Origin of the sequence: Leifsonia sp. NPDC056824 (assembly GCF_042789575.1) — a bacterium.
In the GTDB taxonomy this organism is placed as follows: Bacteria; Actinomycetota; Actinomycetes; order Actinomycetales; family Microbacteriaceae; genus Leifsonia.
On record NZ_JBHUAV010000004.1, the window covers coordinates 54,107 to 77,517 of the forward strand.

General features: G+C 70.1%; 26 protein-coding genes and 1 tRNA gene. 12 read left to right on the top strand and 15 right to left on the bottom strand.

Annotated features, from left to right (window positions below; all coding sequences use genetic code 11):
* Positions 1 to 28 precede the first annotated feature (28 nt).
* Positions 29 to 694 carry an SIMPL domain-containing protein gene (locus ACFRFH_RS15540; RefSeq protein ID WP_382463903.1) on the top strand — a complete coding sequence of 222 codons (666 nt, stop codon included), beginning with the start codon at positions 29 to 31 and terminating at the stop codon, positions 692 to 694.
* Between the two features lie 16 nt (positions 695 to 710).
* On the opposite strand, the gene ACFRFH_RS15545 is transcribed toward ACFRFH_RS15540, so the two are convergent.
* The 6 genes from ACFRFH_RS15545 to prfB all read right to left on the bottom strand — a co-directional run bounded on the left by ACFRFH_RS15545 (position 711) and on the right by prfB (position 6,001).
* Positions 711 to 1,385, bottom strand: a complete 675-nt coding sequence (locus ACFRFH_RS15545) for a DUF5666 domain-containing protein (RefSeq protein ID WP_382463904.1) — start codon at positions 1,383 to 1,385, stop codon at positions 711 to 713.
* Positions 1,386 to 1,449: 64 nt separating this feature from the next.
* Positions 1,450 to 2,214 (bottom strand): tyrosine-protein phosphatase, encoded by a 765-nt coding sequence (locus ACFRFH_RS15550; protein WP_382463905.1) that lies wholly within the window; start codon positions 2,212 to 2,214, stop codon positions 1,450 to 1,452.
* A gap of 47 nt (positions 2,215 to 2,261) precedes the next feature.
* Positions 2,262 to 2,738 carry an SsrA-binding protein SmpB gene (smpB, locus tag ACFRFH_RS15555; RefSeq protein WP_382463906.1) on the bottom strand — a complete coding sequence of 159 codons (477 nt, stop codon included), beginning with the start codon at positions 2,736 to 2,738 and terminating at the stop codon, positions 2,262 to 2,264.
* Positions 2,739 to 2,820: 82 nt separating this feature from the next.
* The gene (ftsX, locus tag ACFRFH_RS15560; protein ID WP_382463907.1) at positions 2,821 to 3,726 is read right to left on the bottom strand and encodes a permease-like cell division protein FtsX; all 906 of its coding nucleotides are present in this window, start codon (positions 3,724 to 3,726) and stop codon (positions 2,821 to 2,823) included.
* The gene (gene ftsE / locus ACFRFH_RS15565) at positions 3,723 to 4,769 is read right to left on the bottom strand and encodes a cell division ATP-binding protein FtsE (RefSeq protein WP_382463908.1); all 1,047 of its coding nucleotides are present in this window, start codon (positions 4,767 to 4,769) and stop codon (positions 3,723 to 3,725) included. Before ftsE ends, ftsX begins: the two co-directional genes overlap by 4 nt.
* Before the next feature lie 119 nt (positions 4,770 to 4,888).
* Positions 4,889 to 6,001, bottom strand: a complete 1,113-nt coding sequence (prfB, locus tag ACFRFH_RS15570) for a peptide chain release factor 2 (RefSeq protein ID WP_382463909.1) — start codon at positions 5,999 to 6,001, stop codon at positions 4,889 to 4,891.
* Positions 6,002 to 6,068: 67 nt separating this feature from the next.
* On the opposite strand from prfB, the gene ACFRFH_RS15575 reads away from it, so the two are divergent.
* The 4 genes from ACFRFH_RS15575 (at position 6,069) to ACFRFH_RS15590 (ending at position 9,409) form a co-directional block, all read left to right on the top strand.
* Complete coding sequence (locus ACFRFH_RS15575) at positions 6,069 to 7,349, top strand: MFS transporter (protein WP_382463910.1); 1,281 nt, start codon at positions 6,069 to 6,071, stop codon at positions 7,347 to 7,349.
* Between the two features lie 69 nt (positions 7,350 to 7,418).
* Positions 7,419 to 8,456 carry an LLM class flavin-dependent oxidoreductase gene (locus ACFRFH_RS15580; RefSeq protein WP_382463911.1) on the top strand — a complete coding sequence of 346 codons (1,038 nt, stop codon included), beginning with the start codon at positions 7,419 to 7,421 and terminating at the stop codon, positions 8,454 to 8,456.
* Positions 8,457 to 8,473: 17 nt separating this feature from the next.
* A tRNA-Leu gene (locus tag ACFRFH_RS15585) sits at positions 8,474 to 8,555 on the top strand.
* 149 nt (positions 8,556 to 8,704) lie between these two features.
* A complete protein-coding gene (locus ACFRFH_RS15590) occupies positions 8,705 to 9,409 on the top strand; it encodes a DedA family protein (protein ID WP_382463912.1) in 705 nt (234 codons plus the stop codon).
* A gap of 68 nt (positions 9,410 to 9,477) precedes the next feature.
* On the opposite strand, the gene ACFRFH_RS15595 is transcribed toward ACFRFH_RS15590, so the two are convergent.
* The 4 genes from ACFRFH_RS15595 to murI all read right to left on the bottom strand — a co-directional run bounded on the left by ACFRFH_RS15595 (position 9,478) and on the right by murI (position 12,693).
* A complete protein-coding gene (locus ACFRFH_RS15595) occupies positions 9,478 to 10,380 on the bottom strand; it encodes a cation diffusion facilitator family transporter (RefSeq protein ID WP_382463913.1) in 903 nt (300 codons plus the stop codon).
* A 92-nt stretch (positions 10,381 to 10,472) separates the two neighbouring features.
* Positions 10,473 to 11,072, bottom strand: a complete 600-nt coding sequence (gene rdgB / locus ACFRFH_RS15600; protein ID WP_382463914.1) for an RdgB/HAM1 family non-canonical purine NTP pyrophosphatase — start codon at positions 11,070 to 11,072, stop codon at positions 10,473 to 10,475.
* On the bottom strand, positions 11,072 to 11,827 hold the full coding sequence (gene rph / locus ACFRFH_RS15605; protein WP_370057049.1) for a ribonuclease PH: 756 nt from the start codon (positions 11,825 to 11,827) through the stop codon (positions 11,072 to 11,074). The genes rdgB and rph overlap by 1 nt, the downstream gene beginning before the upstream one ends.
* A 47-nt stretch (positions 11,828 to 11,874) precedes the next feature.
* On the bottom strand, positions 11,875 to 12,693 hold the full coding sequence (murI, locus tag ACFRFH_RS15610; RefSeq protein WP_382463915.1) for a glutamate racemase: 819 nt from the start codon (positions 12,691 to 12,693) through the stop codon (positions 11,875 to 11,877).
* Between the two features lie 43 nt (positions 12,694 to 12,736).
* Here murI and ACFRFH_RS15615 point away from each other — a divergent pair, with 43 nt between their 5' ends.
* Entirely contained in the window at positions 12,737 to 14,041 is a 1,305-nt protein-coding gene (locus tag ACFRFH_RS15615) for a nicotinate phosphoribosyltransferase (RefSeq protein ID WP_382463916.1), read from the top strand.
* Between the two features lie 19 nt (positions 14,042 to 14,060).
* On the opposite strand, the gene ACFRFH_RS15620 is transcribed toward ACFRFH_RS15615, so the two are convergent.
* Genes ACFRFH_RS15620 through ACFRFH_RS15630 form a run of 3 tightly spaced genes read right to left on the bottom strand, consistent with a single transcriptional unit; the run spans position 14,061 to position 16,934 of the window.
* On the bottom strand, positions 14,061 to 14,342 hold the full coding sequence (locus ACFRFH_RS15620) for a DUF3039 domain-containing protein (RefSeq protein ID WP_382463917.1): 282 nt from the start codon (positions 14,340 to 14,342) through the stop codon (positions 14,061 to 14,063).
* 22 nt (positions 14,343 to 14,364) lie between these two features.
* Positions 14,365 to 15,942, bottom strand: coding sequence for a hypothetical protein (locus ACFRFH_RS15625; RefSeq protein WP_382463918.1), 1,578 nt, complete (start codon positions 15,940 to 15,942; stop codon positions 14,365 to 14,367).
* Positions 15,918 to 16,934 carry an ATP-binding cassette domain-containing protein gene (locus ACFRFH_RS15630; RefSeq protein ID WP_382464171.1) on the bottom strand — a complete coding sequence of 339 codons (1,017 nt, stop codon included), beginning with the start codon at positions 16,932 to 16,934 and terminating at the stop codon, positions 15,918 to 15,920. The genes ACFRFH_RS15625 and ACFRFH_RS15630 overlap by 25 nt, the downstream gene beginning before the upstream one ends.
* Before the next feature lie 400 nt (positions 16,935 to 17,334).
* On the opposite strand from ACFRFH_RS15630, the gene ACFRFH_RS15635 reads away from it, so the two are divergent.
* The 6 genes from ACFRFH_RS15635 to ACFRFH_RS15660 all read left to right on the top strand — a co-directional run bounded on the left by ACFRFH_RS15635 (position 17,335) and on the right by ACFRFH_RS15660 (position 21,720).
* Complete coding sequence (locus tag ACFRFH_RS15635; RefSeq protein WP_382463919.1) at positions 17,335 to 18,027, top strand: NTP transferase domain-containing protein; 693 nt, start codon at positions 17,335 to 17,337, stop codon at positions 18,025 to 18,027.
* 54 nt (positions 18,028 to 18,081) lie between these two features.
* A complete protein-coding gene (locus ACFRFH_RS15640) occupies positions 18,082 to 18,966 on the top strand; it encodes an ABC transporter permease (protein WP_382463920.1) in 885 nt (294 codons plus the stop codon).
* Positions 18,967 to 19,701, top strand: a complete 735-nt coding sequence (locus ACFRFH_RS15645) for an ABC transporter ATP-binding protein (protein ID WP_382463921.1) — start codon at positions 18,967 to 18,969, stop codon at positions 19,699 to 19,701.
* A gap of 139 nt (positions 19,702 to 19,840) precedes the next feature.
* Positions 19,841 to 20,161: a hypothetical protein gene (locus tag ACFRFH_RS15650; RefSeq protein WP_382463922.1), complete on the top strand. Its 321-nt coding sequence runs from the start codon at positions 19,841 to 19,843 to the stop codon at positions 20,159 to 20,161.
* A gap of 268 nt (positions 20,162 to 20,429) precedes the next feature.
* Positions 20,430 to 20,729 carry a helix-turn-helix domain-containing protein gene (locus tag ACFRFH_RS15655; protein ID WP_382463923.1) on the top strand — a complete coding sequence of 100 codons (300 nt, stop codon included), beginning with the start codon at positions 20,430 to 20,432 and terminating at the stop codon, positions 20,727 to 20,729.
* Between the two features lie 58 nt (positions 20,730 to 20,787).
* On the top strand, positions 20,788 to 21,720 hold the full coding sequence (locus ACFRFH_RS15660) for a hypothetical protein (protein WP_382463924.1): 933 nt from the start codon (positions 20,788 to 20,790) through the stop codon (positions 21,718 to 21,720).
* Here ACFRFH_RS15660 and ACFRFH_RS15665 read toward each other — a convergent pair.
* Positions 21,717 to 22,598, bottom strand: a complete 882-nt coding sequence (locus ACFRFH_RS15665; protein WP_382463925.1) for a glycosyltransferase family 2 protein — start codon at positions 22,596 to 22,598, stop codon at positions 21,717 to 21,719. The genes ACFRFH_RS15660 and ACFRFH_RS15665 overlap by 4 nt on opposite strands.
* Positions 22,591 to 23,409: a CDP-alcohol phosphatidyltransferase family protein gene (locus ACFRFH_RS15670; protein WP_382463926.1), complete on the bottom strand. Its 819-nt coding sequence runs from the start codon at positions 23,407 to 23,409 to the stop codon at positions 22,591 to 22,593. The genes ACFRFH_RS15665 and ACFRFH_RS15670 overlap by 8 nt, the downstream gene beginning before the upstream one ends.
* Between the last annotated feature and the right edge of the window lie 2 nt (positions 23,410 to 23,411).

The following is a 23,411-nucleotide window of genomic DNA, read 5'->3' on the forward strand; positions in this document are numbered from 1 at the left end:
TCACGACCTTCTATGCCACGATCGGTGGATGGCCGACACCATCATCACCGTCCAGGGCGAGTTCGAGCTGACGCATCCGGCCGAGCGGGGAGCGGTGCGGCTGAGCGTGGCCTACGAGGGCGAGGAGCGCGGCGAGACGCTCGCCCTCGCCACCCAGCGGCACGCCTCCCTCGCCGCCGAGCTGCGCGAGCTGCACAACCCGCAGTCCGGCCCGGTGACCGCGTGGGCCTCCGACCAGCTCCGCATCTGGGGCGACCGGCCGTGGAACCAGGACGGCCGCCGGCTCGCGCCGGTCTATCACGCGGAGGTCGGGATGGACGTCACCTTCAGCGAGCTGACCGCGCTCTCCGACTGGGTGGGCGTGGTGTCCCTCCTCGACGGCGTCACGATCCAGGGCGTCACCTGGAGTCTGACGGAGGCGCGGCGCCAGTCGATCACGCAGGAGGCACGGCGGCGGGCGGTGGAGAACGCGGTGGCCAAGGCGACGGTGTACGCCACCAGCCTCGGGCTGACGACGGTGAAGCCGCTCGCGCTCAGCGACCCGGGGATGCTCGGTGACGGGCCGACGAACGGTCAGCCGCAGCCGCTGCACGCGCGCGCGATGTCGGCCGACTTCGGCGGCGCGACGCTCGCGCTGAAGCCCGAGGACATCACGGTCGCGGTGCAGGTGCACGCGCGCTTCGCGGCGTCCTAAGAATTACACCGGTCGGTCAGCTGCTCGGCGTCGGGGACGGCGTCGGCTGCCCCGGCCGCAGCGGGAGGTCGGCGACGTTGAGGATGCGGAGCGCCGTCACGGTGCTGCCCGAGCGGGTGCCGACGACGATCACCTCGTCGCCGACGGCGAAGTCGGATGCCTTCCGGGTCTGGCCGGGCGCGCCGTACACGGTGGACGAGGAGGTCTCGACGGTCAGGGTCGCGCCGCGCTGAGTCGTGATGGTCCAGGACGAGCCGGAGATCTTCGTCACGGTGCCGCGGACGACGCCCTTGGCGATCGGGCCCTCGTCCTGGCGGCCGCCCTGGCCGGAGCCGTTGCCCTTGCCGTTCTGCCCGGGGAACCCAGGGGCGCCCGGCTTCACCTGCACCGGGCCGCGGTTGCCGTCGTGCAGCAGGCGCGACACGGACGAGCCCGCGTGGAAGACGACGGAGCCCACCGCGAACGCGCCGGCGCCGGCGATGCCGAACAGCACGATGACGCCGAGCACCAGCGTCGAGATGGCGAACGCCAGCCCGTGGCGCTTGTAGAACGGCTCCCCCGCCGGTCGCGCGGGCGGGCCGTACGGCGCCTGCGGTCCGTGCGCATACCCGGCCTGCTGCGGCGGGACGGCCTGCTGCGGCGTTCCCTGCGGCTGCGGGTACAGCGGCTCGGTGGGCTGGTTCTCGTCCATACTCACTAGAACACCTGATCCAGCCGCGATACCGCTGAACGCCGGTTATGGCTTCGATGTGAACTCACGCGGGTTCCACCAGCACGGAGCGCAGCTTCGCCAGCTCGAACTCGTCCAGGCCGGTGGCGAGCAGGTACTCCCGCACTCCGCCGAACTGTCGGTCGAGCAGGTCGAGCGACTCCTCGAGCGCCTCCGGCGGACTCCCCCCGAGGATGATGCGGAAATTGGGCGTGACCTCGGCGCCATGGCTGCGGACCAGCGCGATCATGCCCTCCAGCCACTCGCCGTCGAGGTTGGCCTGCGTCGCCGCATAGTCGGCGACGACCGTCTCGCGGTCCACACCGACAGCGCTCAACGCGAGCGCCACGACGATGCCGGTGCGGTCCTTTCCCGCCGTGCAGTGCACGATGACGGCGTCGTCGCCGGTGTCCGCGATCTCTCGGAGGGCGCTCACGACCACGTCTCGGTGCTGCAGCAGGATCTTCTCGTAGAGCCCGGCCAGGGTGATGCCGATCATGGAGGCGGAGTTCCCCGACCCCTCGAACACCGGAAGGTGCACCCGTCGGAGGTCGAGGCCGTCGACATCGTCGGGCATCGCCTGGGTCTCGAACTCGTCGCGCAGGTCGACCACGACGCGTGCCCCGAGCTCGCGCAGAGACCGCCGCCCCTCCGCGCCCAGACGCGCCAGAGCGTCGGAGCGGAACAGCTTGCCGCGGCGCACCGCGCCCTCCGGGACCGGGTACCCGCCCGCGTCGCGGAAGTTGTAGGTGCCGTTCACCGGGATGCGCGCGGCGACGACGCCCGCCGTCACCTCGTCGTTCATGCTCATGCCCTCATCCTGCCACCCGGCGCCGACAGCGCGCCGAGCGCCGGCCGTCACTCGCCGAGATGACGCCTGCTGGACATCGCCCGGTCGGCTTCGCGGTTGTCCTGGCGCTCGCGCAGGGCCTGGCGCTTGTCGTACTCGCGCTTGCCCTTGGCGACCGCGATCTCGACCTTCGCGCGCCCGTCACTGAAGTAGATCTGCAGCGGGACGATCGTGTAGCCGCCCTGCTTGACCTTGTTCTCGATCTTGACGATCTGCGCCTTGTGCAGCAGGAGCTTGCGCTTGCGCCGCGGGGCGTGGTTGTTCCAGGTGCCGTCCAGGTACTCGGGGATGTGCACGGCGTCGAGCCAGGCCTCCCCGCCGTCGACGAACGCGTAGCCGTCGACCAGCGACGCCCGCCCCTCGCGCAGCGACTTCACCTCGGTGCCGGTGAGCACTAGGCCCGCCTCGAAGGTGTCCTCGATGGTGTAGTCGTGGCGCGCTCGGCGATTGGTGGCCACGACCTTCTGGCCACGTTCCCTGGGCACAGCGTCTCCTGACGTCAAGATGGTGCTGCCCGGCACACCGCCGGGCAGCAGACCAGTCTATCGGGTCAGACCCTCCGAACGATCAAACCCGCAGGTACCGCTTGATCGCGAAGTTCGCGGAGGCCGCCGCCAGCACGACACCGACGACGATCAGCAGCGGAATCACCAGCCAGCCCTGATCCATCCCGACGAAGTTGATCGACGGGATCTTCGGGCCGAGGACGCCGCGCACGAAGTACTGCACCAGCAGCCAGATCACCACGCAACTCAGGATCGACCCGATCAACGCGGCGATCACGCCCTCGATGATGAACGGGGTCTGGATGAAGCGGTTGGACGCGCCGACCAGTCGCATGATCCCGATCTCCCTCCGCCGGGAGAACGCGGACAAGCGGATCGTGGTGGCGATCAGCAGCACCGCGGCCACCAGCATGATGATCGCGATGCCGATCGCGGTGATGCTGGCCGCGTTGAGGATGCTGAAGATCTGGTCGAGGTAGCTGCGTTGGTCCACGACGCTCTGCACGCCGGGCGAACTGGTCAACGTCTCACTCAGCACATCGGAGCGGTTCGGGTCCTTGAGGTTCACCCAGAACGTCTGCGGGATCATGTCCGGCGTGACGTAGTCGGCGATCTGGTTGCCCTTGAACTGCTGCTTGAACTGCTCGTAGCCCTGCTTCTGGTCCTCGAAGTAGAACTTCTGGATGTAGGGCGCGATCTCCGGCGACTGGAGCTGTTTCTTGACGGCTTCCACCGTCTGCGGGGTCGCGGCGCCGCCCGGGCAGTTGTCGGTCTCGGTGCACATGTAGACGGCGACCTGGGCACGGTCGTACCAGTACGTCTTCATCTGCCCGATCTGCAGCTGGAGCAGCGCGGCCGTGCCGACGAAGGTCAGCGAGATGAAGGTGACGAGCACGACGGAGATGACCATCGAGATGTTGCGGCGCAGGCCGTTGCCGACCTCGGACCAGATGAGCCCGAATCTCATTTCGTGGGACCCACATTCTGTTCGCCGTCGCGGTCGGACGCGTCGCGCAGCCCGCTCAGGTCGAGGTTGGCGGTGAAGTTCAGGTGGTCCGGGAGGTCCTCGCCCGCGGAGGCGGGCACGGCGACCGGGACGGGCGCGGGCACGGCGGGGGCCTGCTCCGGCGCCTGCTGCACGGGCGCGGGCGGCGCCGGCTGGTAGACCGGGACCGGCCCGGTGGGGTTCGCGACCGGCGTGTGCGGACGGGTCATCGGCTCCGACGGAGCGGGCGCCGCCGCGGCGGCGGACACGGGCACGGTCGGGATGGGCGCGGACGGCGCCGCGAGCCCCTCCGCGGTCGGCCGCGGCAGCGGGATGGCGGCCGTCACTCCGTAGCCGCCGTGGCGCTCGTCGCGGACGATCTGGCCGCCGACGAGCTCGATCACGCGCTGCTTCATCTGGTCGACGATCGCCGCCTCGTGCGTGGCCATCAGCACCGTGGTGCCGCCGGCGTTGATCTGGGCGAGCACCGACATGATCCCGGCGCTGGTGGCCGGGTCGAGGTTTCCGGTCGGCTCGTCCGCGAGGAGGATCTGCGGCTTGTTGACGACGGCCCTGGCGATCGCGACGCGCTGCTGCTCACCGCCGGAGAGCTCGTGCGGCAGGCGCTGCGCCTTGCCGTCGAGGCCGACCATCGCGAGCACGTCGGGGACGGCCTCCTGGATGAAGCCGCGCGACTTGCCGATCACCTGGAGCGTGAACGCGACGTTCTGGAAGACCGTCTTGTTCGGCAGGAGCCGGAAGTCCTGGAAGACCACGCCGATGTTGCGGCGGAAGTAGGGGACCTTGCGCGACGAGATCGTACCGAGGTCCTGGCCCAGGACATGGATGCCGCCCTTGGTGGGCCGCTCCTCCTTGAGGATCAGCCGCAGGCAGCTCGACTTGCCCGAGCCGGACGCGCCGACCAGGAAGACGAACTCGCCGCGCAGCACTTCCAGGTTGATGCCGTTGAGTGCCGGGCGTGCGGTTCCCGGATACTGCTTGGATACGTGTTCGAACCGGATCATGACTGTTAGAGACTAAGCAACACTTCCGCGTTCCACAGTAGCGACATGCCAGCGGGCCGCAAGCCTGACAGTCCCCGGCACACGCGCTGTGCGCGGGCGACGGGAGGCCTGTGACCCGGCTAGTCCTCGTCCTTGGAGCCGGCGCGCCAGCGGATGCCCGCGGCGATGAAGCCGTCCAGGTCGCCGTCGAACACCGACGCGGGGTTGCCGGACTCGTAGCCGGTGCGCAGGTCTTTGACGAGCTGCTGGCCGTAGAGGAAGTAGGAGCGCATCTGGTCGCCCCAGCTCGCCGTGATGGTGCCGGCGAGCTCCTTCTTCTTGGCGGCCTCCTCCTCCTTCTGGAGCAGGAGCAGCCGGGTCTGGAGGACGCGCATCGCGGCCGCGCGGTTCTGGATCTGCGACTTCTCGTTCTGCATCGAGACGACGATGCCGGTCGGGAGGTGGGTGATGCGCACCGCGGAGTCGGTCGTGTTGACCGACTGGCCGCCCGGGCCGGAGGAGCGGAACACGTCGACGCGGATGTCGCCGTCGGGGACCTCGACCGCCGTGGCCTCCTCCATCAGCGGGATGACCTCCACCGCCGCGAAGGAGGTCTGGCGTTTGTCCGCCGACCCGAACGGGCTGATCCGGGCGAGCCGGTGCGTGCCGGCCTCCACCGAGAGCGTGCCGAACGCGTACGGGGCCTCGACCTCGAAGGTCGCCGACTTGATGCCGGCGCCTTCCGCGTAGGAGGTGTCCATGACCTTCACCGGGTACTTGTGCCGCTCCGCCCAGCGCAGGTACATGCGCATGAGCATCTCGGCGAAGTCGGTGGCGTCGTCGCCGCCTGCGCCCGAGCGGATGGTGACGATCGCCGAGCGCTCGTCGTACTCGCCGCTCAGCAGGGTCTGCACCTCGAGATCGCCCAGCGTCTTCTGGACGGACTCCAGCTCGGCGAGCGCCTCGGCGGCGGACTCCTCATCGTCGCCCTCGTTGGCGAGCTCGACGAGCACCTCGAGGTCGTCGAGGCGACTCTCCACGGAGGTGATGCGGCCGAGCTCGGCCTGGCGGTGGCTGAGCGCGCTGGTGACCTTCTGCGCGTTCGTCGTGTCGTCCCAGAGATCGGGCGCCCCGGCCTTCTCGCTGAGGTCGGCGATGTCGGCGCGGAGCTTCTCGACGTTGACGACGGCGACGATGTCGGCGAGGGTCGAGCGGAGCTCCGCGATCTGCGGGGAGAGGTCTAGTTCGATCATGGCGTCCTCCAGCCTACCGGCGACGACCGGGCAGACGCCCACCCGACAGTTGTACTGTGTTAAGCAAATGACTTCCGACGAGCGACCGTTCTCCTTCCGCTCCGTCGCACTCGCCGCGTTCCTGCCGACGCTGCTCTTCTCGACCGGCGAGGGCGCGATCATCCCGATCATCCCGATCGCTGCGGGCAACCTCGGGGCGACCCTGGCGATGGCGGCTTTCATCGCTTCCATGCTCATGCTCGGCGAGCTGGCCGGCGACATCCCGAGCGGCTGGGTGGTCTCCCGGATCGGCGAGCGGACCGCCATGATCGCCGCCGCCGCGGTCGCGGTGGCGGGCGTGGTGGTCTGCCTGCTCGCCCCGAACTACTGGGTGCTGATGGCGGGCATCTTCGTGGTCGGGCTCGCGACGGCCGTCTTCGCCCTCGCCCGGCACGCGTTCATGACGACGTACGTCCCGGTGCGCTACCGGGCGCGCGCCCTGTCCACGCTCGGCGGCATCTTCCGTGCAGGCTGGTTCATCGGCCCGCTCCTCGCCTCGGTCGTGATCGCGGCGACGGGTTCGACGCAGTCGGTGTTCTGGATCTTCATCGTGAGCTGCCTGGGCTCCGTCGTCGTCCTGCTGGTGCTCCCGGACCCCGAGCGGATGTTCGGCCCGGCGCCGACCACTCCCGGCCACGGCGGCGAGCGGCTGACGGAGGGCGAGGAGGACGCCGACGAGCGCACCCGCGGGCTCTTCGCGACGATCTGGGCGTTCCGCGGCGTGCTCGCGCGGATGGGCTCCGGCATCTCCCTCGTCGCGGCCGTCCGGTCGGCGCGGACCGTGATGATGCCGCTCTGGGCCGTCTCGATCGGACTGAGCGAGGCGAACACCGCACTCATCATCGGCATCGCCGGCGCCGTGGACTTCGCGCTGTTCTACGCCAGCGGCCAGCTCATGGACCGGTTCGGCCGGATGTGGAGCGTCGTGCCCTCCATGCTGGGCCTCGGCATCGGCTTCCTCGTGCTGTCGGTCAGCCACGACCTGCCGGGCGCTGTCGTCTGGTACATCGGCGTCTCGGTGTTCCTCGCGCTCGCGAACGGGATCGGCTCCGGCATCATCATGACGCTCGGGGCCGACCTGGCGCCGAAGGAGAGCCCTGCGGCGTTCCTCGGCGCCTGGCGGTTCACCGGCGACGCGGGCCAGGCCGTCGCGCCGCTCGTGGTCTCGCTGCTGACCGCCCTGGTCTCGATCGCGTTCGCGAGCGGGGTGATGGGCGCGCTCGGCCTGGTCGGCGCCGGGCTGCTCGCCCGGTTCATCCCGCGCTACATCCCGCGCCGCGCCTCGCCTCCCGCCGGGCTGACGGAATAGGCTCGGGCCCGCCGCGGTTCCAGTTCGATGCATACGCATCGATCGGTGCGCGACGGCAGGAGGACGGGCATGGCTGCGAAGCTGGAGATCGGGATCGACACGTTCGGCGACATCACGCTGGACACCGACGGGAATCCGCTGCCCCACGCGCAGGTGCTGCGCAACGTCGTCGCGGAGGGCGTAGCGGCCGACCAGGCCGGCCTCGACTTCATCGGCGTCGGCGAGCACCACCGCAAGGACTTCTCTGTGGCCGCGCCCGAGGTCGTGCTCGCGGCGATCGCCGGTCAGACCGAGCGCATCCACCTCGGCTCGGCGGTCACCGTGCTCAGCTCGGACGACCCGGTGCGGGTGTTCCAGCGCTTCGCGACCCTCGACGGCGTCTCCGACGGCCGGGCGGAGGTCATCCTCGGCCGCGGCTCGTTCATCGAGTCGTTCCCGCTGTTCGGCTTCGACCTCGGTCAGTACGAGGAGCTCTTCGACGAGAAGCTCGACCTGTTCGCCGCCATCCGGGAACAGGAGCCGGTCACCTGGAGCGGTACGCTGCGGCCGCCCCTCACCGAGCAGTCCGTCTATCCCCCGGTCGAGCACGGCCTGCTGAAGACCTGGATCGGTGTCGGAGGCAGCCCGGAGTCCGTGGTCCGCGCCGCCCGCTACGGCCTCCCGCTCATGGTCGCGATCATCGGCGGCGGGCCGATGCGCTTCCAGCCGCTGACCCAGCTCTACCGCAACGCGCTGGAGCAGTTCGGCCAGGACACCGACCTCCCGATCGGCGTGCACTCCCCCGGCTTCGTCGCCGAGACCGACCAGGAGGCCAAGGACCTGCTCTGGCCGCACTGGGAGGCCATGACGAACCGGATCGGCCGCGAGCGCGGCTGGCCGCCCGCCACCCGCGCGCGCTTCGAGCACGAGGCGGCGGCCGACGGCGCCCTCGTCGTCGGCTCTCCCGAGACCGTCGCGCAGAAGATCGCCTACGCCGCCCGCGGCCTCGGCCTCACCCGGTTCGACGTCAAGCTCAGCAACGGCACCCTCGGCCACGACCACATCATGCGGGCCATCGACCTGCTCGGCCGCGAGGTCGCGCCGCGCGTGGATGAGCTATTGTCGTAGCCGCGCGCAGCGCGACCGCGGGAGTGGTGAAACTGGCAGACACGCAGGATTTAGGTTCCTGTGCTTCACGGCGTGAGGGTTCGAGTCCCTTCTCCCGCACTTCATCGTCATCCCACGGGATGAACACCGGGGGCGTCCAGGGGGCCCACAGGGGGATCTTCCTGTGCCGTGCCCTGATTCGCACGGTTCGTGGAGGTTGTGCCCACTAAACTCGGGGCTGAATCCGCCACCCGAAACCCTGGAGACATGTGATCCACCACGCCGGCCTCATCCCCTGGCTCGACCCCACGACGATCATCGGCGCGGCCGGCCCGTGGGCGCTGCTCGTGGTGTGCGGCATCGTGTTCGCCGAGACGGGCCTCCTGGTCGGCTTCCTGCTTCCCGGCGACACGCTGCTGGTGATCTCCGGCCTGCTCACCCACACGTCGCGCGTCTTCGGCGTCGACATCTGGTGGGTCTGCCTGGCGATCTCGTTCGCGGCGTTCCTCGGCGGCGAGGTCGGCTACCTGATCGGTCACAAGGCCGGTCCACGCGTGTTCGAACGCAAGGAGACCGGCCTGTTCAGCATGGAGAACGTGCGCCGCACCAACGCGTTCTTCGACCGGTTCGGCGCGCTCGCGGTCATCCTCGCGCGGTTCGTGCCGATCGTGCGCACCTTCGCCCCGGTCGCCGCGGGCGTCGGGCACATGAACTACAAGAAGTACTCGCTCTACAACGCGATCGGCGCGCTGCTCTGGGGCGCGGGGCTCACCCTCTTCGGCTTCCTCATCGGCTACATCCCGCCGATCGCGAACTTCGTCACCCACTACATCGACCTGATCCTCATCGGTGCGGTGGTGATCACGCTCATCCCGACGCTATTCCACTACTTCCAGTCGCTGCACAAGGCGAAGAAGAAGCGCCTCGAGGCCGAGGCGAACGTCACCGAGCCGCGCCCCACGCCCGACGCTTGACGCCGAGGGGCACGTAAACGCCCCTAAAACCGCGTTTTAGGGGCGTTTACGTGCCCCTCGGCGGTTGCTCAGCGGTGGAACTCGTCCTCGTGGGCGGCGTGCTCGGCTGGCTCGAGCTGGAACGTCGAGTGCTCCACGTCGAAGTGCTTCGCCAGGCAGCCGGAGAGCTCGTCCAGCAGCTCCCCCGTGGCGCCGGAGCGGAACACTCCCGCGTCGACCACGACGTGCGCGGTGAACACCGGCGCGCCGGAGGTGATCGCCCAGACGTGCACGTCGTGCACCGCGACGACGCCAGGGGTGCCCAGGATGTGGTCGCGGATCTCCGCGACGTCCGTGTCCGCGGGAGCCGCCTCGCTCAGCACGCGCACCACGTCGCGCAGCAGCAGCACCGCGCGCGGGACGATGAACGCGGCGATCAGCAGCGACGCGATGGCGTCGGCCGGGGCGAAGCCGGTGAACATGATCACCAGCGCCGCGACGATGACGGTCAGCGAGCCGATCAGATCGCCGAACACCTCCAGGTAGGCGCCGCGCATGTTGATCGAGTGATCGGCGGCGGGACGCAGCAGCAGCAGCGCGCCGAGGTTCGCGACCAGGCCGATGACGGCGACCACGAGCATCGGGCCCGACTGGACGTCCGCCTCCCCCGACACGAGCCGGCCGATCGCCCCGACGGTCACGAACACCGCCACCACGACCAGGATCAGCCCGTTGATGAGCGCGCCGAAGACCTCGGCCCTGCGGTAGCCGAACGTCTGCCGGTCGGTCGCCGGGCGGGCCGCCACGATGGTGGCCATGAGGGCGACGACCAGGCCCGTCAGGTCGCTCAGCATGTGACCGGCGTCGGCGAGCAGCGCGAGCGATCCGCTCAGCCACGCGCCGACCACCTGGACGACGAGCACCACCGCGACGATCCCGATGGCGATCAGGAGGCGGTTGCGGTTGGCCGAGTGGCCGTGGTCGTGACTCATGGTTCTTCTACGGTATGTCGAAGTCGCCGCGGCATGCCAGCGCTGCGGCTAGATAGGAATGAGTGCCGTTCTCATTCTCAGCGCGCGGCTGCTCAGCGGGCGGCCGCGACGAGTTCCCGGAGCGCCGGCACGATGGCGGCGAATGCCCGCGACCGGTGGCTCTCGGCGTTCTTGGCCTCCGGCCCGAGCTCCGCCGCGGTGGCCTCGTGCCCGTCCGGGACGAAGATCGGGTCGTAGCCGTGGCCGTGCTCGCCGCGCTCCTCGTGCGCGATGCGGCCGGGCCAGATGCCCTCGACCACGGTCTCCTGCCCGTCCGGCGACACCAGCGCCAGCGTCGCGGTGAAGTGCGCCGCGCGCGAGCCGTCGGGGAGGTCGGCGAGCTGATCGAGCAGCAGCCGGAGATTGGCGTGCGCGTCGCCGTGCCGCCCGGCCCAGCGCGCCGAGAAGATCCCGGGCGCGCCGCCCATCGCGTCCACGCAGATGCCGGAGTCGTCCGCCAGCGCGGGCAGCCCGGTGAAGACGGCCGCAGCGCGCGCCTTGATGAGCGCGTTCGCCTCGAACGTCACGCCGTCCTCCACCGGCTCCGGACCGTCGTAGCCGACGATCTCCAGGCCGGGGACGGCGTCACCGAGGATCTGCTGGAACTCCCGCGCCTTGTGCTGGTTGTGCGTGGCGAGGACGACGCGGACCATCAGCCCTCGATGCCGAGCGCCGACGACTCCAGTGCCGCGCGCTGCACGGCGGCCAGCTCGGTCGTGCCGCCGAGCGCCAGGTCGAGGAGGGAGTTCAGCTCGCTGCGGTCGAAGGGAGCGCCCTCCGCCGTGCCCTGCACCTCCACGAACAGGCCGCGGCCGGTGACGACGACGTTCATGTCGGTCTCGGCGCGGACATCCTCCACGTAGGCCAGGTCGAGCATCGGCGTGCCGTCGATGATGCCGACGGAGACCGCGGAGACCGAGTCGATCAGCGGGGTGGCCTTCTGGCCGATGAAGCGGTGCTCGCGGCCCCACTCCAGCGCGTCGGCGAGCGCGACGTAGGCGCCCGTGATCGCGGCCGTGCGGGTGCCGCCGTCGGCCTGGAGGACGTCGCAGTCGATCACGATCGTGTTCTCGCCCAGCGCCTTCATGTCGACCACCGCGCGAAGGCTGCGGCCGATCAGGCGGCTGATCTCGTGGGTGCGGCCGCCGATCCGGCCCTTCACCGACTCCCGGTCCATGCGCTCGTTGGTGGAGCGCGGCAGCATGGCGTACTCGGCGGTGACCCAGCCCTTGCCCTTGCCGGTCATCCAGCGCGGCACGCCGTTGGTGAAGGAGGCCGTGCAGAGCACGCGCGTGTTGCCGAACGAGACGAGCGCGGAGCCTTCGGCCTGCCGGCTCCAGCCGCGCTCGATCGTGACGGGCCGGAGCCCGTCGGGGGTGCGGCCATCGGCGCGGGTGATGTCGGTCACAGTTCTCTCCTCGGTCGGAAACGGTGGTCGGAAAACGGCGTTCGGGGTCAGAGCGGGAGGTCGATCACGCCGGTGTGCACGAGGTCGACCCGGAAGATCTCCGGGCCGATGAACCGGTGCGCGAGGCGCAGGAAGTAGTCGGCGTCGAGGCCGGTCGCCTCGTAGCGGATGCTGGGCGGCGTGGTCTCCGTACGCTCCAGGCCGCGGCTGACGAGCGTGCGGTAGACGTCCTTGGCGGTCTCGGTGTCGCTGGAGACGAGGGAGACGCCCTCGCCCATGACGTACGAGATGGCGCCCTTGAGGAACGGGTAGTGCGTGCAGCCGAGCACGAGCGTGTCCACGTCCGCCTCCCGCAACGGCTGGAGGTACTCGGCGGTGACCCGCAGCACCTCCTCGCCGCTGGTGATCCCGGCCTCCACGAACTCGACGAAGCGCGGGCAGGCCTGCGTGAAGAGTTGCAGCGACGGCGCGGCGGCGAAGGCGTCCTCGTAGGCGCGGGAGGAGATCGTGCCCGCCGTGCCGATGACGCCGACGCGGCCCGTCCTGGTCGCGGACACGGCGCGGCGCACGGCCGGCTGGATGACCTCGATCACCGGCACGGAGTAGCGCTCGCGGGCGTCGCGCAGCATCGCCGACGACGCGGTGTTGCAGGCGATCACGATCAGCTTGACGCCCTGATCGACCAGGAAGTCGAGGACCTCCAGGGAGTAACGGCGCACGTCGGCGATCGACTTCGGCCCGTACGGCGAGTGCGCGGTGTCGCCGACGTAGAGCAGCGACTCGTTCGGGAGCTGGTCGCGGATCGCCCGGGCGACGGTGAGTCCGCCGACCCCCGAGTCGAAGATCCCAATCGGCGCATCCGTCACAGCAGACCAGCCTACCCGTCCGCGCCGTGGCTAAGGTGGAGCCGTGACCGAGTCCTCCGCGCTCCTGACCGACCGCTACGAGCTCACGATGCTCGACGCCGCGCTGCTCCGAGGCACCCACGACCGTGAGAGCGTCTTCGAGGCGTTCACCCGCCGTCTGCCCACCGGCCGCCGCTACGGCGTCATCGCCGGCACCGGACGGCTGCTGGAGCTGATCGAGCGCTTCCGCTTCGGCGACGCCGAGCTCGAGTACCTGCGCGAGAACGACGTCGTGCGCCAGGAGACGCTCGACTGGCTCGCCGACTTCCGGTTCTCCGGCACCATCCGCGGGTACCGGGAGGGCGAGGTCTACTTCCCCGGGTCGCCGTTCCTGATCGTGGACGCGCCGTTCGCCGAGGGGGTCGTCCTGGAGACGCTCATCCTCAGCGTCTTCAACTACGACTCCGCCGTCGCGTCCGCCGCTGCCCGGATGGTCACCGCCGCCGCCGGCCGGCCGCTCGCCGAGATGGGATCGCGCCGCGCCAACGAGCGCAGCGCCGTCGCGGCCGCCAGAGCCGCTTACATCGCGGGCTTCGGCGCGACGTCTAACCTGGAGGCCGGCCGCACCTGGGGCGTGCCGACGATGGGCACGGCGGCGCACGCGTTCACCCTGCTGCACGACACAGAGGAGGACGCCTTCCGCGCGCAGGTCGCGGCGCTCGGGCCCGGCACGACGCTGCTGGTCGACACCTTCGACGTGGAGCGCGCGATCGAGACCGCCGTGCGGGTCGCCGGCCCGGAGCTGGGCGCTGTCCGCCTCGACTCGGGCGACCTCCCGAAGCTCGTCCGACGGGTGCGCGACCAGCTCGACCGGCTCGGCGCGACCCGCACGCGCATCACGGTGACCAACGACCTGGACGAGTTCACCATCGCCGCGCTGTCGTCGTCGCCCGTCGACTCGTACGGCGTCGGGACGGCGGTCGTCACCGGCTCGGGGTCGCCGGCCTCCGGGATGGTCTACAAGCTCGTCGCGCACCGCGGCGACGACGGCGCGTGGGTGCCGGTGGCCAAGAAGTCCGACGGCAAGCCGAGCATCCCCGGCCGCAAGCACCCGGTGCGCCGGCTGGACGCGTCGGGGCACGCAGTCGCCGAGGTCGTGCACATCGTGGAGGCCGGCGATATCCCCGACGACACCGGCCGCGACCTGCTCGTGTCGCTGGTCACGGACGGCGAACTCCACCGCGAGCACCTCGGCCCGGAGGGCACGACGCGGGCGCGCGAGCACCGCGCGAGCGCGATGCGGGAACTGCCGGACGAGGCGTTCCGGCTGGGCCGGGGCGACCCGGTGCTGCCGACGATCTTCGGCTGAGCACCCTACACGTCCAGCTTCACTCGTCCCGCATCTTCTCGTAGATCTCCTTGCAGGTGGGGCACACGGGGAACTTGTCCGGGTCACGGCCAGGAGTCCACATCTTGCCGCAGAGCGCCTTGACGGGTTTGCCGGTCATCGCGGACTCGAGGATCTGCTCCTTCTTCACATAGTGCGAGAAGCGCTCGTGGTCGCCCGGCTCGCCGCTCTGCGGGGCCTCCCGGACATCGGGCCGCTCCAGCGTGGAGGTGCCACCGCCGCCCGGCTCGCCGCCGGGTTCGAGGATGCTGGCGTCGTTCATCCTCCCAGTCTAGGCACGTCGCTCAGTCGTTGCGGTTGGCGAACGCCATCAGCTCCGGGCCGCGCTTGTCGAACGCCCGCGCGCCCGCCCACAGGCCGCCGCCGAGCGCGGCGAACCCGACCAGCACCGACGCGATGGGCGAGATGCCGAGCCAGAACGGGTCGACGGTCAGGCCGAGCGCGAGGAACACGATCGCCGGCGACGCCAGGACGACGATGGCGAAGAAGCTGAACGCCTGCGCCAGCGCCGCGGACGCTCCGGAGTTCTGCGGCTGGGTGAACGCGCTGTCGCCCGGCTTGGTCGCCGGGTACGGGAACAGCGCCGAGAAGGCGCTGGACAGGCCGAGGCCGATCACCAGGATGGACCCGCACAGCGCGGCGATGGCGGGCAGCACCGCCCAGTCGCCGAAGACCGCCGCGGTCACGATCGAGCCGAGCAGGATGACCGGGATGCCGATGAGCACCGGCGGGAACATCCTCCCGAGCCGGTCCGCGATGCCGCGGGTGCCCGACACCAGATGCAGCCAGACCGCGGTGCTGTCGAAGGCGATGTCGTTGTGGATGGTCCAGCCGAGAAACAGGCAGACCAGCGGCAGCGGCACCAGCGAGGCGAAGTGGATCGGGAGGCCGCCGAGCGCGAGCGCGACGACCACGAACACCGGGATGACCGGGACCACCACCAGGGCCACCCAGTAGCGCGCGTCCCTCCCCCAGTACGTCATCGACCGCGCGGCGATGGCCGCCGTCGGGCCGCCGGGGAGCCGGGCGAACCAGCCGAGGCCGTGGTGGTCGCGCACATGCACCTCCCGCTCCGGCGCGACGAGCACCAGGGCGACGAGGGTGCGCCAGACCAGCCAGAGCACGCCGACGGTCGCGACGGCGATCAGGAACTGCACGAAGGCCGCTCCCCCGTCGCCCGCGGCGGCGGCGCCCGGCATGCTCCAGACCGCGCCGAGCGGGGTCCACTGCAGCCAGCCGGCGAAACCGTTCAGGGCGCCGAGGCCGTCGCGGCCCCAGTCGACGGTGAGCAGCAGGATCAGCACAGGGGCGAGCAGTACCAAGGCGAGGATCGCCACGACGCCGCCGGCCTCCTTCGACCGGCGCGGCGGGACCAGGAGCGACGCGATCGCCGTCGAGATCCGCGACGCCAGGACGCAGGTGGGCACGACAAGCAGCGCCGAGAGCACGGCGAGCACGGCCGCGCCGGGATCGCGGGACCAGGTGATGACCGTGCCGAGCGAGCAGACGAACAGCACGAGGGCGGGGACGCCGACCAGCGCGGCGAGGGCCAGGCCGCGGGCGAGCTCCCGCTCCGGGATGCCGAACAGCGCGAACTTGCGCGGGTCGAGCGCGTCGTCCACGCCGAACATCAGCGGCAGCAGGAGGAACCCGGCGACGACGATCGAGCCGATGACGACGAGCACGCCGTGCACGTCGGCGACGTCCGGCGCGAGGCGCGCCGCCACCAGCGCGGCGAAGACCAGGATGATCGTCACGATGCCGTACGCCACTGCCAGCACCAGGCCGAACACCTGCCACGGGCTGCGCCGGAAGGAGTTGCCCAGCAGCCTGAGTCTTAATCCGAGAAGCTGTGCAACCACTCCATGCCCTCCGCCGCCTTGCGTCCGCCCGCCAGGTCGACGAACCGCTCCTCCAGGGTCTGCTCCCCGCGCACCTCGTCGATGGTCCCGGCCGCGAGCACCTGGCCGCGGACGATGATGGCGACGCTGTCGCAGACCCGCTCGATCATGTCCATGCCGTGGCTGGAGAGCACGACCGTGCCGCCCGCCGAGGTGTAGCGCTGCAGGATGTCCACGACGTTCGCGGCGGAGACCGGGTCGACGGACTCGAAGGGCTCGTCGAGCACCAGCAGGCGCGGCGAGTGGATCATGGCGGCCGCGAGCGCGATCTTCTTGGTCATGCCCGCCGAGTAGTCGGCGACCAGCCGGTCGAGGGCGTCGGCGATGCCGAAGGCGTTCGCGAGGTCGGCGGTGCGGGCGTGGACCGTCTTGGCCGAGAGCCCGCGCAGCGTGCCGGCGTAGTGCAGGAACTGCGCACCGGTGAGGCGGTCGAACAGGCGCAGCTTGTCGGGGAGGACCCCGATGACGTGCTTGGCGCGCACCGGCTCGGTCCAGGCGTCGACGCCGTGCACCACGATGCGGCCCTCGTCGGGACGCAGCAGCCCGGTGATCATCGACAGCGTCGTGGTCTTGCCCGCGCCGTTCGGTCCGACGATGCCGTAGAAGGAGCCCTCGCGCACGTCGAGCGAGACGCCGTCCACGGCGACGATCGAGCCGTAGCGCTTGCTGAGCCCGTGCACGGTGAGGACGCTCGGCCGGGTGTCGACGGCCGGGGCCGGACGCGCCGGCTCAACAGGCTCGGCGGGTGCGGGGATCACGGGAGCCGTCTCGACGACAGCTTTCACGGTGCGGGGCTTCTGCGTCGCCTTCGCGGCGGTCGTGCGCTTGCGCGGCGTCGGCGTGCGCGTGCTCGGCCCCGCAGCGGCGGCGGCCGTCTTCGGCTGTGTGCGCTTGGCCGCGGCGCGCGCCGCCGGCGCCGCCTGCTCCGGCTCGGACTGCGCGATCTCGGACATCCGCTCCCCCTCGTCGTCCCCCACGGATTCGTGCATGGGAGAATCGGGCGCGCCGGACTCCGGATCGGTGCTGCTGCCGGGTCGCGCGCGCTCGAAACTCACCACGCAACCGTACCAAGACAGAACCGCTTGCGTACCCCCCGACGGGTGACCTCGCAGTCACGGCCTCAGGCTTCTCAGACTGCCTAGGAAAGTCCTGTGAGGAACATAACGACCGCACAACGACCCACGTCAACCCCTGCCCCCGGATGAGGGCCCCCGGTATTCTGGTGCAGGCATGAAGGCGTGTCGAAACACGTAAAGCGTGAATGAACTCCCGGTGACATCCCGGGAGTGGCGGGCGCCGAAGCCCCGCAGCATCACACCCACACGGGGTTCGCGCGGATTCAAGGAGAAGATTGTGACGACCCAGGTAGTGATCCTCGCGGCGGGAATGGGCAGCCGGCTCGGCCGCAGCCTCCCCAAGCCGCTGACGGAACTGAACGACGGCCGCACCATCATGCAGCAGCAGTTCGACAACATCCACGCCGCGTTCGGCAAGGACGTCACGGTGACGATCGTCGTCGGCTACAAGCTCGAGCACATCATCGAGGCGTTCCCGGACGCCGAGTTCGTCTACAACGAGCAGTACGACCAGACCAACACCTCCAAGAGCCTCATGCGCGCCCTGCAGGCCTCCGGCCCCGGCGGCGTGCTCTGGATGAACGGCGACGTCGTGTTCGACCCCGCCGTGCTCGTCCGCGGCGCGGCGATGGTCGCCCGCGACCAGACCTTCGTGACCGTCAACACCTCGTCGGTCGCCGACGAGGAGGTCAAGTACACCACCGGCCCCGAGGGCTACATCCACGAGCTGTCCAAGACCGTCAAGGGCGGGCTGGGCGAGGCCGTCGGCATCAACTACATCTCGAGCAAGGACAAGGCCGCGCTGCTGCGCCAGCTGCAGCGCGTCGCCGACCAGGACTACTTCGAGCGCGGCATCGAGCTCGCGATCGCGCAGGACCGTCTGCTGGCCGAGCCGGTCGACATCTCCGACCTGTACGCCGTCGAGGTGGACTTCCAGGAGGACCTGGAGCGCGCGAATCTTTTCGTATAGTCGAAGTGCAGCGTGACGCGAACACGCAGCCAGCGATCAATACGATAGGTTCCCGTGACCACTACCTCCGCCGACCTGCGCCCAGCGCAGCGCACGCGCTCCGCCCGGTACCGCCACTCCCTGTGGCTGCTGACGGTGCGCGACCTGCGCGTGCGCTACTCGACCAGTGCGCTGGGCTACCTGTGGTCGATCCTCGATCCGCTCGTCATGAGCGCGATCTACTGGTTCGTCTTCACGGTGATCTTCCACCGCAGCGTCGGTGAGAACCCCTACATCGTCTTCCTGCTCGCGGCGCTCCTGCCGTGGATGTGGTTCAACGGCGCGGTGTCCGACAGCACCCGGGCGTTCCTCCGCGAGGCGAAGCTGATCCGCTCGACGATGATCCCCCGCACGATCTGGGTGAACCGCATCGTCACCGCCAAGGGGATCGAGTTCCTGCTGTCGCTGCCGGTGCTCGCGATCTTCGCGATCGCGACCGGCGCCCGGGTGAACGTCGACATCCTGCTCTTCCCGCTGGCCATCCTCATCCAGATCGTCCTCTCGGTGGGCGTCGGCCTGATCGTCGCGCCGCTCGTGGTGTTCTTCCGCGACCTGGAGCGCGCCGTGAAGCTCGCGCTGCGGTTCCTCTTCTATGCGTCGCCGATCATCTACAGCGCCCGCGACCTCCCGGGCGGCTGCGGCGCCGGCGTGGCCGCCAAGCACTGCGCCGCGTACGTCGCGGCCCACCCGGGCGCCCAGACCGAGACGCTGTTCTCCCTGCACTTCTGGTCGGCGTTCAACCCGCTCACCGGCATCTTCAGCCTCTACCGGTCGGCGTTCTTCCCGGAGGAGCTGGACTGGTACCTGGTCATCGTGGCCGCTCTGATGTCGCTGATCCTGCTCGGCGTCGGCTGGCTCGTCTTCAAGCGCTTCGAGCGCGACGTCCTGAAGGAGATCTAGGTGTCAGCCGTCATCGACGTCACCGGCCTCGGCGTCCGGTTCAAGCGCAACCGTGGAGCCCGTCGCTCGTTCAAGGACCTGTTCGCCGGCCGCAAGCGCCGCGCCCGCCCCGACGACTTCTGGCCGCTGCGGAACGTGTCGTTCCGCGTCGCGCCCGGTGAGGCGATCGGCGTGGTCGGCCGCAACGGCCAGGGCAAGTCGACCCTGCTGAAGCTCGTCGCCGGCGTGCTGCTGCCCGACGAGGGCACGGTGCGGGTCACCGAGGGCGTCGCTCCCCTCATCGAGATCACCGGCGGGTTCGTGGACGACCTCACCGTGCGCGACAACGTCTACCTCACGGCCGGGCTGCACGGGATGACCAAGGGCCAGATCGATTCCCGGTTCGAGGAGATCATCGGCTTCGCCGAGATCGGCGACTTCGTGGACACCCCCTACAAGCACCTCTCCAGCGGCATGAAGGTCCGGATCGCGTTCGCGGTGATCGCGCAGCTCGAGGAGCCCGTGCTGCTGGTGGACGAGGTGCTCGCGGTCGGCGACCGGGGCTTCCGAGAGAAGTGCTACGCGAAGATCGAGGAGCTCCTCGCCAGCGGCCGCACCCTCTTCTTCGTCTCGCACAACGAGAAGGACCTGCGCCGGTTCTGCGCCCGCGGGCTCTACCTCGACAAGGGCGCCCTCGTGCTGGACGGGCCGATCGACGCGGTACTCGACCTCTACAACCAGGATTACGGGTCGTAGAAAAGTCCTGGTCGTAGGCGGTTTTCGCGCGGTGTGAAAGTCCTCCACGGAAAAGAAATCGCGCGAGTTATCCCCAGAAGAGGTCTTTAGACCCGATTTCGGCGTTGGGGCGTCGGACGGCGTCAATACCGTGGGGTGCATGAGACACCTTCGACACCTTCGCAACCCACTCGCCCCGCTCCGCGACACGCGCTACGCCTATCGCGTTCCCTGGAGCGTCGATCGCAGCGGCGCACCCCATTTCCGCCTCGTCAACACCAGCGCAGAGGAGCTTCGCGGCGTCACCGTGAGCATCGCGGGCAGCTCGTCCGTGCGGGTGAGCTCGCCGTCGTCCATCCGGCCGGGTGAGGCCGTGCGCGCCTCCCTCAGCGGCAGCGACGACCCCGCCCGCGACACCCTGCTCGTCGTGCGCTGGTTCCTGCCGGACGGACATGAGTACCTGTGGCAGGTCAGCTTCTGAGCCGAGGCCGGCATGCATTTTCCGAACTTCTCGCCTCGGGCACGAATGACCCAGTGGCGAGCGCTCTGGTTCGGCAATCCGCAATCGGATAGGCATGAAGTATGAAACAATCGCAGACTCCTGCCGCTTCCGAGCAGAGGCCGGCCGCGTCGTATGCGCGACCGGCCTCGGCCACCGGCATGCATTTTCCGAACTCCTGGCCTCAGGCACGAATGACGCAGTGGCGTGCGCTCTGGTTCGAGAATCCGCGACCGGATAGGCATGAAGTATGAAACAACCGCCGTCTCCTGCCGCGATCCGCTTCGGCGCGAAAGTGCGCCGCGCACGCATCGCCCTCGGACTCAGCCAGGAGAGCATCGCCGAGCTCGCCCAGATGCACGTCACCAACTACGGCAAGATCGAACGCGGCATCGCCAATCCCAGCCTCGTCACCATGCTGCGGATCGCGAGCGTCCTCGGCACCGACATCGCGCTTCTGACCGAAGGGCTGTCCAGAGACGACCTGCCGGACGACGTCGATGTGCTGAGCGCGGACGAGTTCCTGCAGGAGCGCGCCAGACGACGCTGAGGGGTCGATCGAGCCGCCGGCCTGGTCACGTCGGCGTGGAGGCATACACTCGGTAAGGATGACCAAGCGACCCGAGCCCATCGTCTCCCCGACCGGCGGACCGCCCCGCGGTGGCGACACCCCGCGCGCCGTCGACAACACTCTCGACCGCTTCCTCGGCATCCAGCGCCCTGTCGTCCTCGCACACTTGCGCGGTCTGCGGCGCCGGTTTCCGGACGCCACGGCCGGCGAACTCGCCGCCATCCTCGAACGGCGATATCTCGCGGCGGTCACCACCGGCGGCGCCGCCGTCGGCGCGACCGCGGTCATCCCCGCGATCGGCACGGGGGTGACCCTGGCGCTCTCGGGGTTGGAGACCGCCGCGTTCCTGGAGGCCACCGCGCTGTACGCGCAGTCCCTCAGCGAGCTGCACGGCATCGCGGTGGAGGATCCGGCGCGTGCGCGCGCCCTCGTCCTCACCATGATGCTCGGCCGCGAGGGCTCCGACCTGGTGCGCCAGCTCGCCGGGCAGGTGGCCGGTTCCGGGGTGACCCGCACGGCGTACTGGGGCGAGCTCGTCACGACCACGCTTCCGTCGATGGTGGTCGGGCCGCTCGTGGACCGGCTGCGGAACGTCTTCATCCGGCAGTTCGCTGTGCGCGGCGGCGTGTCGATCGTCGCCAGGGCGATCCCGTTCGGCATCGGAGCGGTCGTCGGCGGGACCGGCAACCACATCCTGGGCCGGCGCGTCGTGACGAACTCCCGGCTTGCCTTCGGGGCGGCGCCGCTCGTCATCCCGGAGGCGCTGACGCCCGCAGAAGGGCCGGGAGCCGTGCGGCGCTTCGGCGCGAGCACCGGACGCCGGGTGGTGCAGGCGGGGTCGGTGCTGCGTGGCGCCATCCCGGCGCGTGCGCTGCGACGCGGCACGAAAGACGAGGAGGCCGTGGCGCCGGGGACCGCGGAGGGCGAGGCCGCCATCGAGGCCGCGGACGCGACTCCGCCCGAGCGCTAGACGATCGGCGGCCGTCCTGCGGCGGTCATCCGCAGCACCGTGCGCCAGCGGATGGGCCGGCGCTCGCCCGGGTCGGCGCTCCAGCCCTCGCGCCAGCCGCCGAACCACGCGCGCAGTACGTCCGGCTTCCGGAACCAGCGCAGGAGCTGGATGCCCGTCCACGAGCCCACGTAGAGCGGGACCAGCACCGCGGGCAGGTTGCGGCGGGCCAGCCACACGCGGTTGCGGGCGTTCAGCCGGTAGTAGTACGAGTGGCGGGTGGGCGAGACGGCAGGATGCTCGGCGACCAGGTCGCCCGCGTACCAGACGCGCTTGCCCTGATCCCAGACCCGCCAGGAGAGCTCGATGCCCTCGTGGGCGTAGAAGAACGGGTCGGCCCAGCCGCCCGCTCGCTCGAACACGTCGCGCGGGAGCACGATCACGGCCTCCAGCACCGAGAACACCGCGGACGACTGCTCAGGATCGCCCTTGCGGATCCGCGGGATCCACCGTCGCGGCGACGGCTTGCCGTCGCGCGCCCGCAGCCGGGGCTGGATCATCCCGATACCGGGGTCGCTGCGCAGCAGTCCGACCGCATCCCGCAGGAAGCCGGGCGACGGGATGTCCGCGTCGTCGTCGAGGAAGAGCAGGTACTCCCCCGCCACCCGCGGAACGCCCCGGTTGCGCCCGGCCGGGATGCCGAGGTTCTCCGGCAGCGCCAGCGTCGCGACCCCGGGCGGCAGCGGCGGGTCCGACGTCGCAGGGTCCCAGCCGTTGCCGACCACGACGATGTCGGTGGTGACACCCTCCTGGGCGAGGACGGACCGCACGCCGCGCAGCAGGTCGTCCGGCCGCGTGCCCTGCGTGAGCACGACGACGCCAACCGTGGGGTCAGCCACGGACCCGCTTGGAGGACATGATCGCCACGAAGTGCCCGATCGCCGCCAGCAGCGCCAGGGGCACCAGGATCGACAGCAGGACGCGGTCGGCGAGCGGCGAGCCGATGAACAGCCCGACGATCGAGAAGACGAAGATCATGATGGTCAGCTCGACCGAGTGGTACAGCCGGTGGAACGGCAGGAACTTCGCGGCCTTGCGCAGCGTCGCGACGACTCCGTGCGTCGGCGCGTAGGCCGCCTCGGTGTCGGCCAGCTTCGGCAGGCCCGCACTGGCCCGCGCAACGCGCACCATGTCGTTGAGCGCCTTGTTGAGCACGATGATGAGGGCGAGCAGCGTGCCGAGGTTCGTCCAGAGGAAGTCCTGCGGCGCCTCGAACGGGAAGCCGGCGGCACGGACGCCGAGCGCGATCGCGATCAGCGTCTCCGTCGTGTAGTGGCCGACGTTGTCGAGGAACATCCCGGCAGGCGAGGACGTGTTGCGCCAGCGCGCCACCTCGCCGTCGCAGCAGTCCACCAGCATCTGCAGCTGGCCGAGGACGAGCGCCAGCGCGGCGCCGCCGATCCCCGGGATGAGGAGGCTGGCCGCGGTCGCCCAGCCGGTCAGGATCATCAGCCCGGTCACGCCGTTGGCCGAGATGGAGGTCTTGAGCAGGACCCAGGTGAGGTACGGCGACAGGTTGCGCAGATACAGCGACGCCGTCCAGTGCTCGGCGTTGCGGCGCCCGCGCACCTCGGGCGGCTGCGCCACGGCCCTGAGCTCGGCGATCGACGTTGGCCGCGCTCCGTGCGCCGCCGGTCCCGCTGCTGTCATGC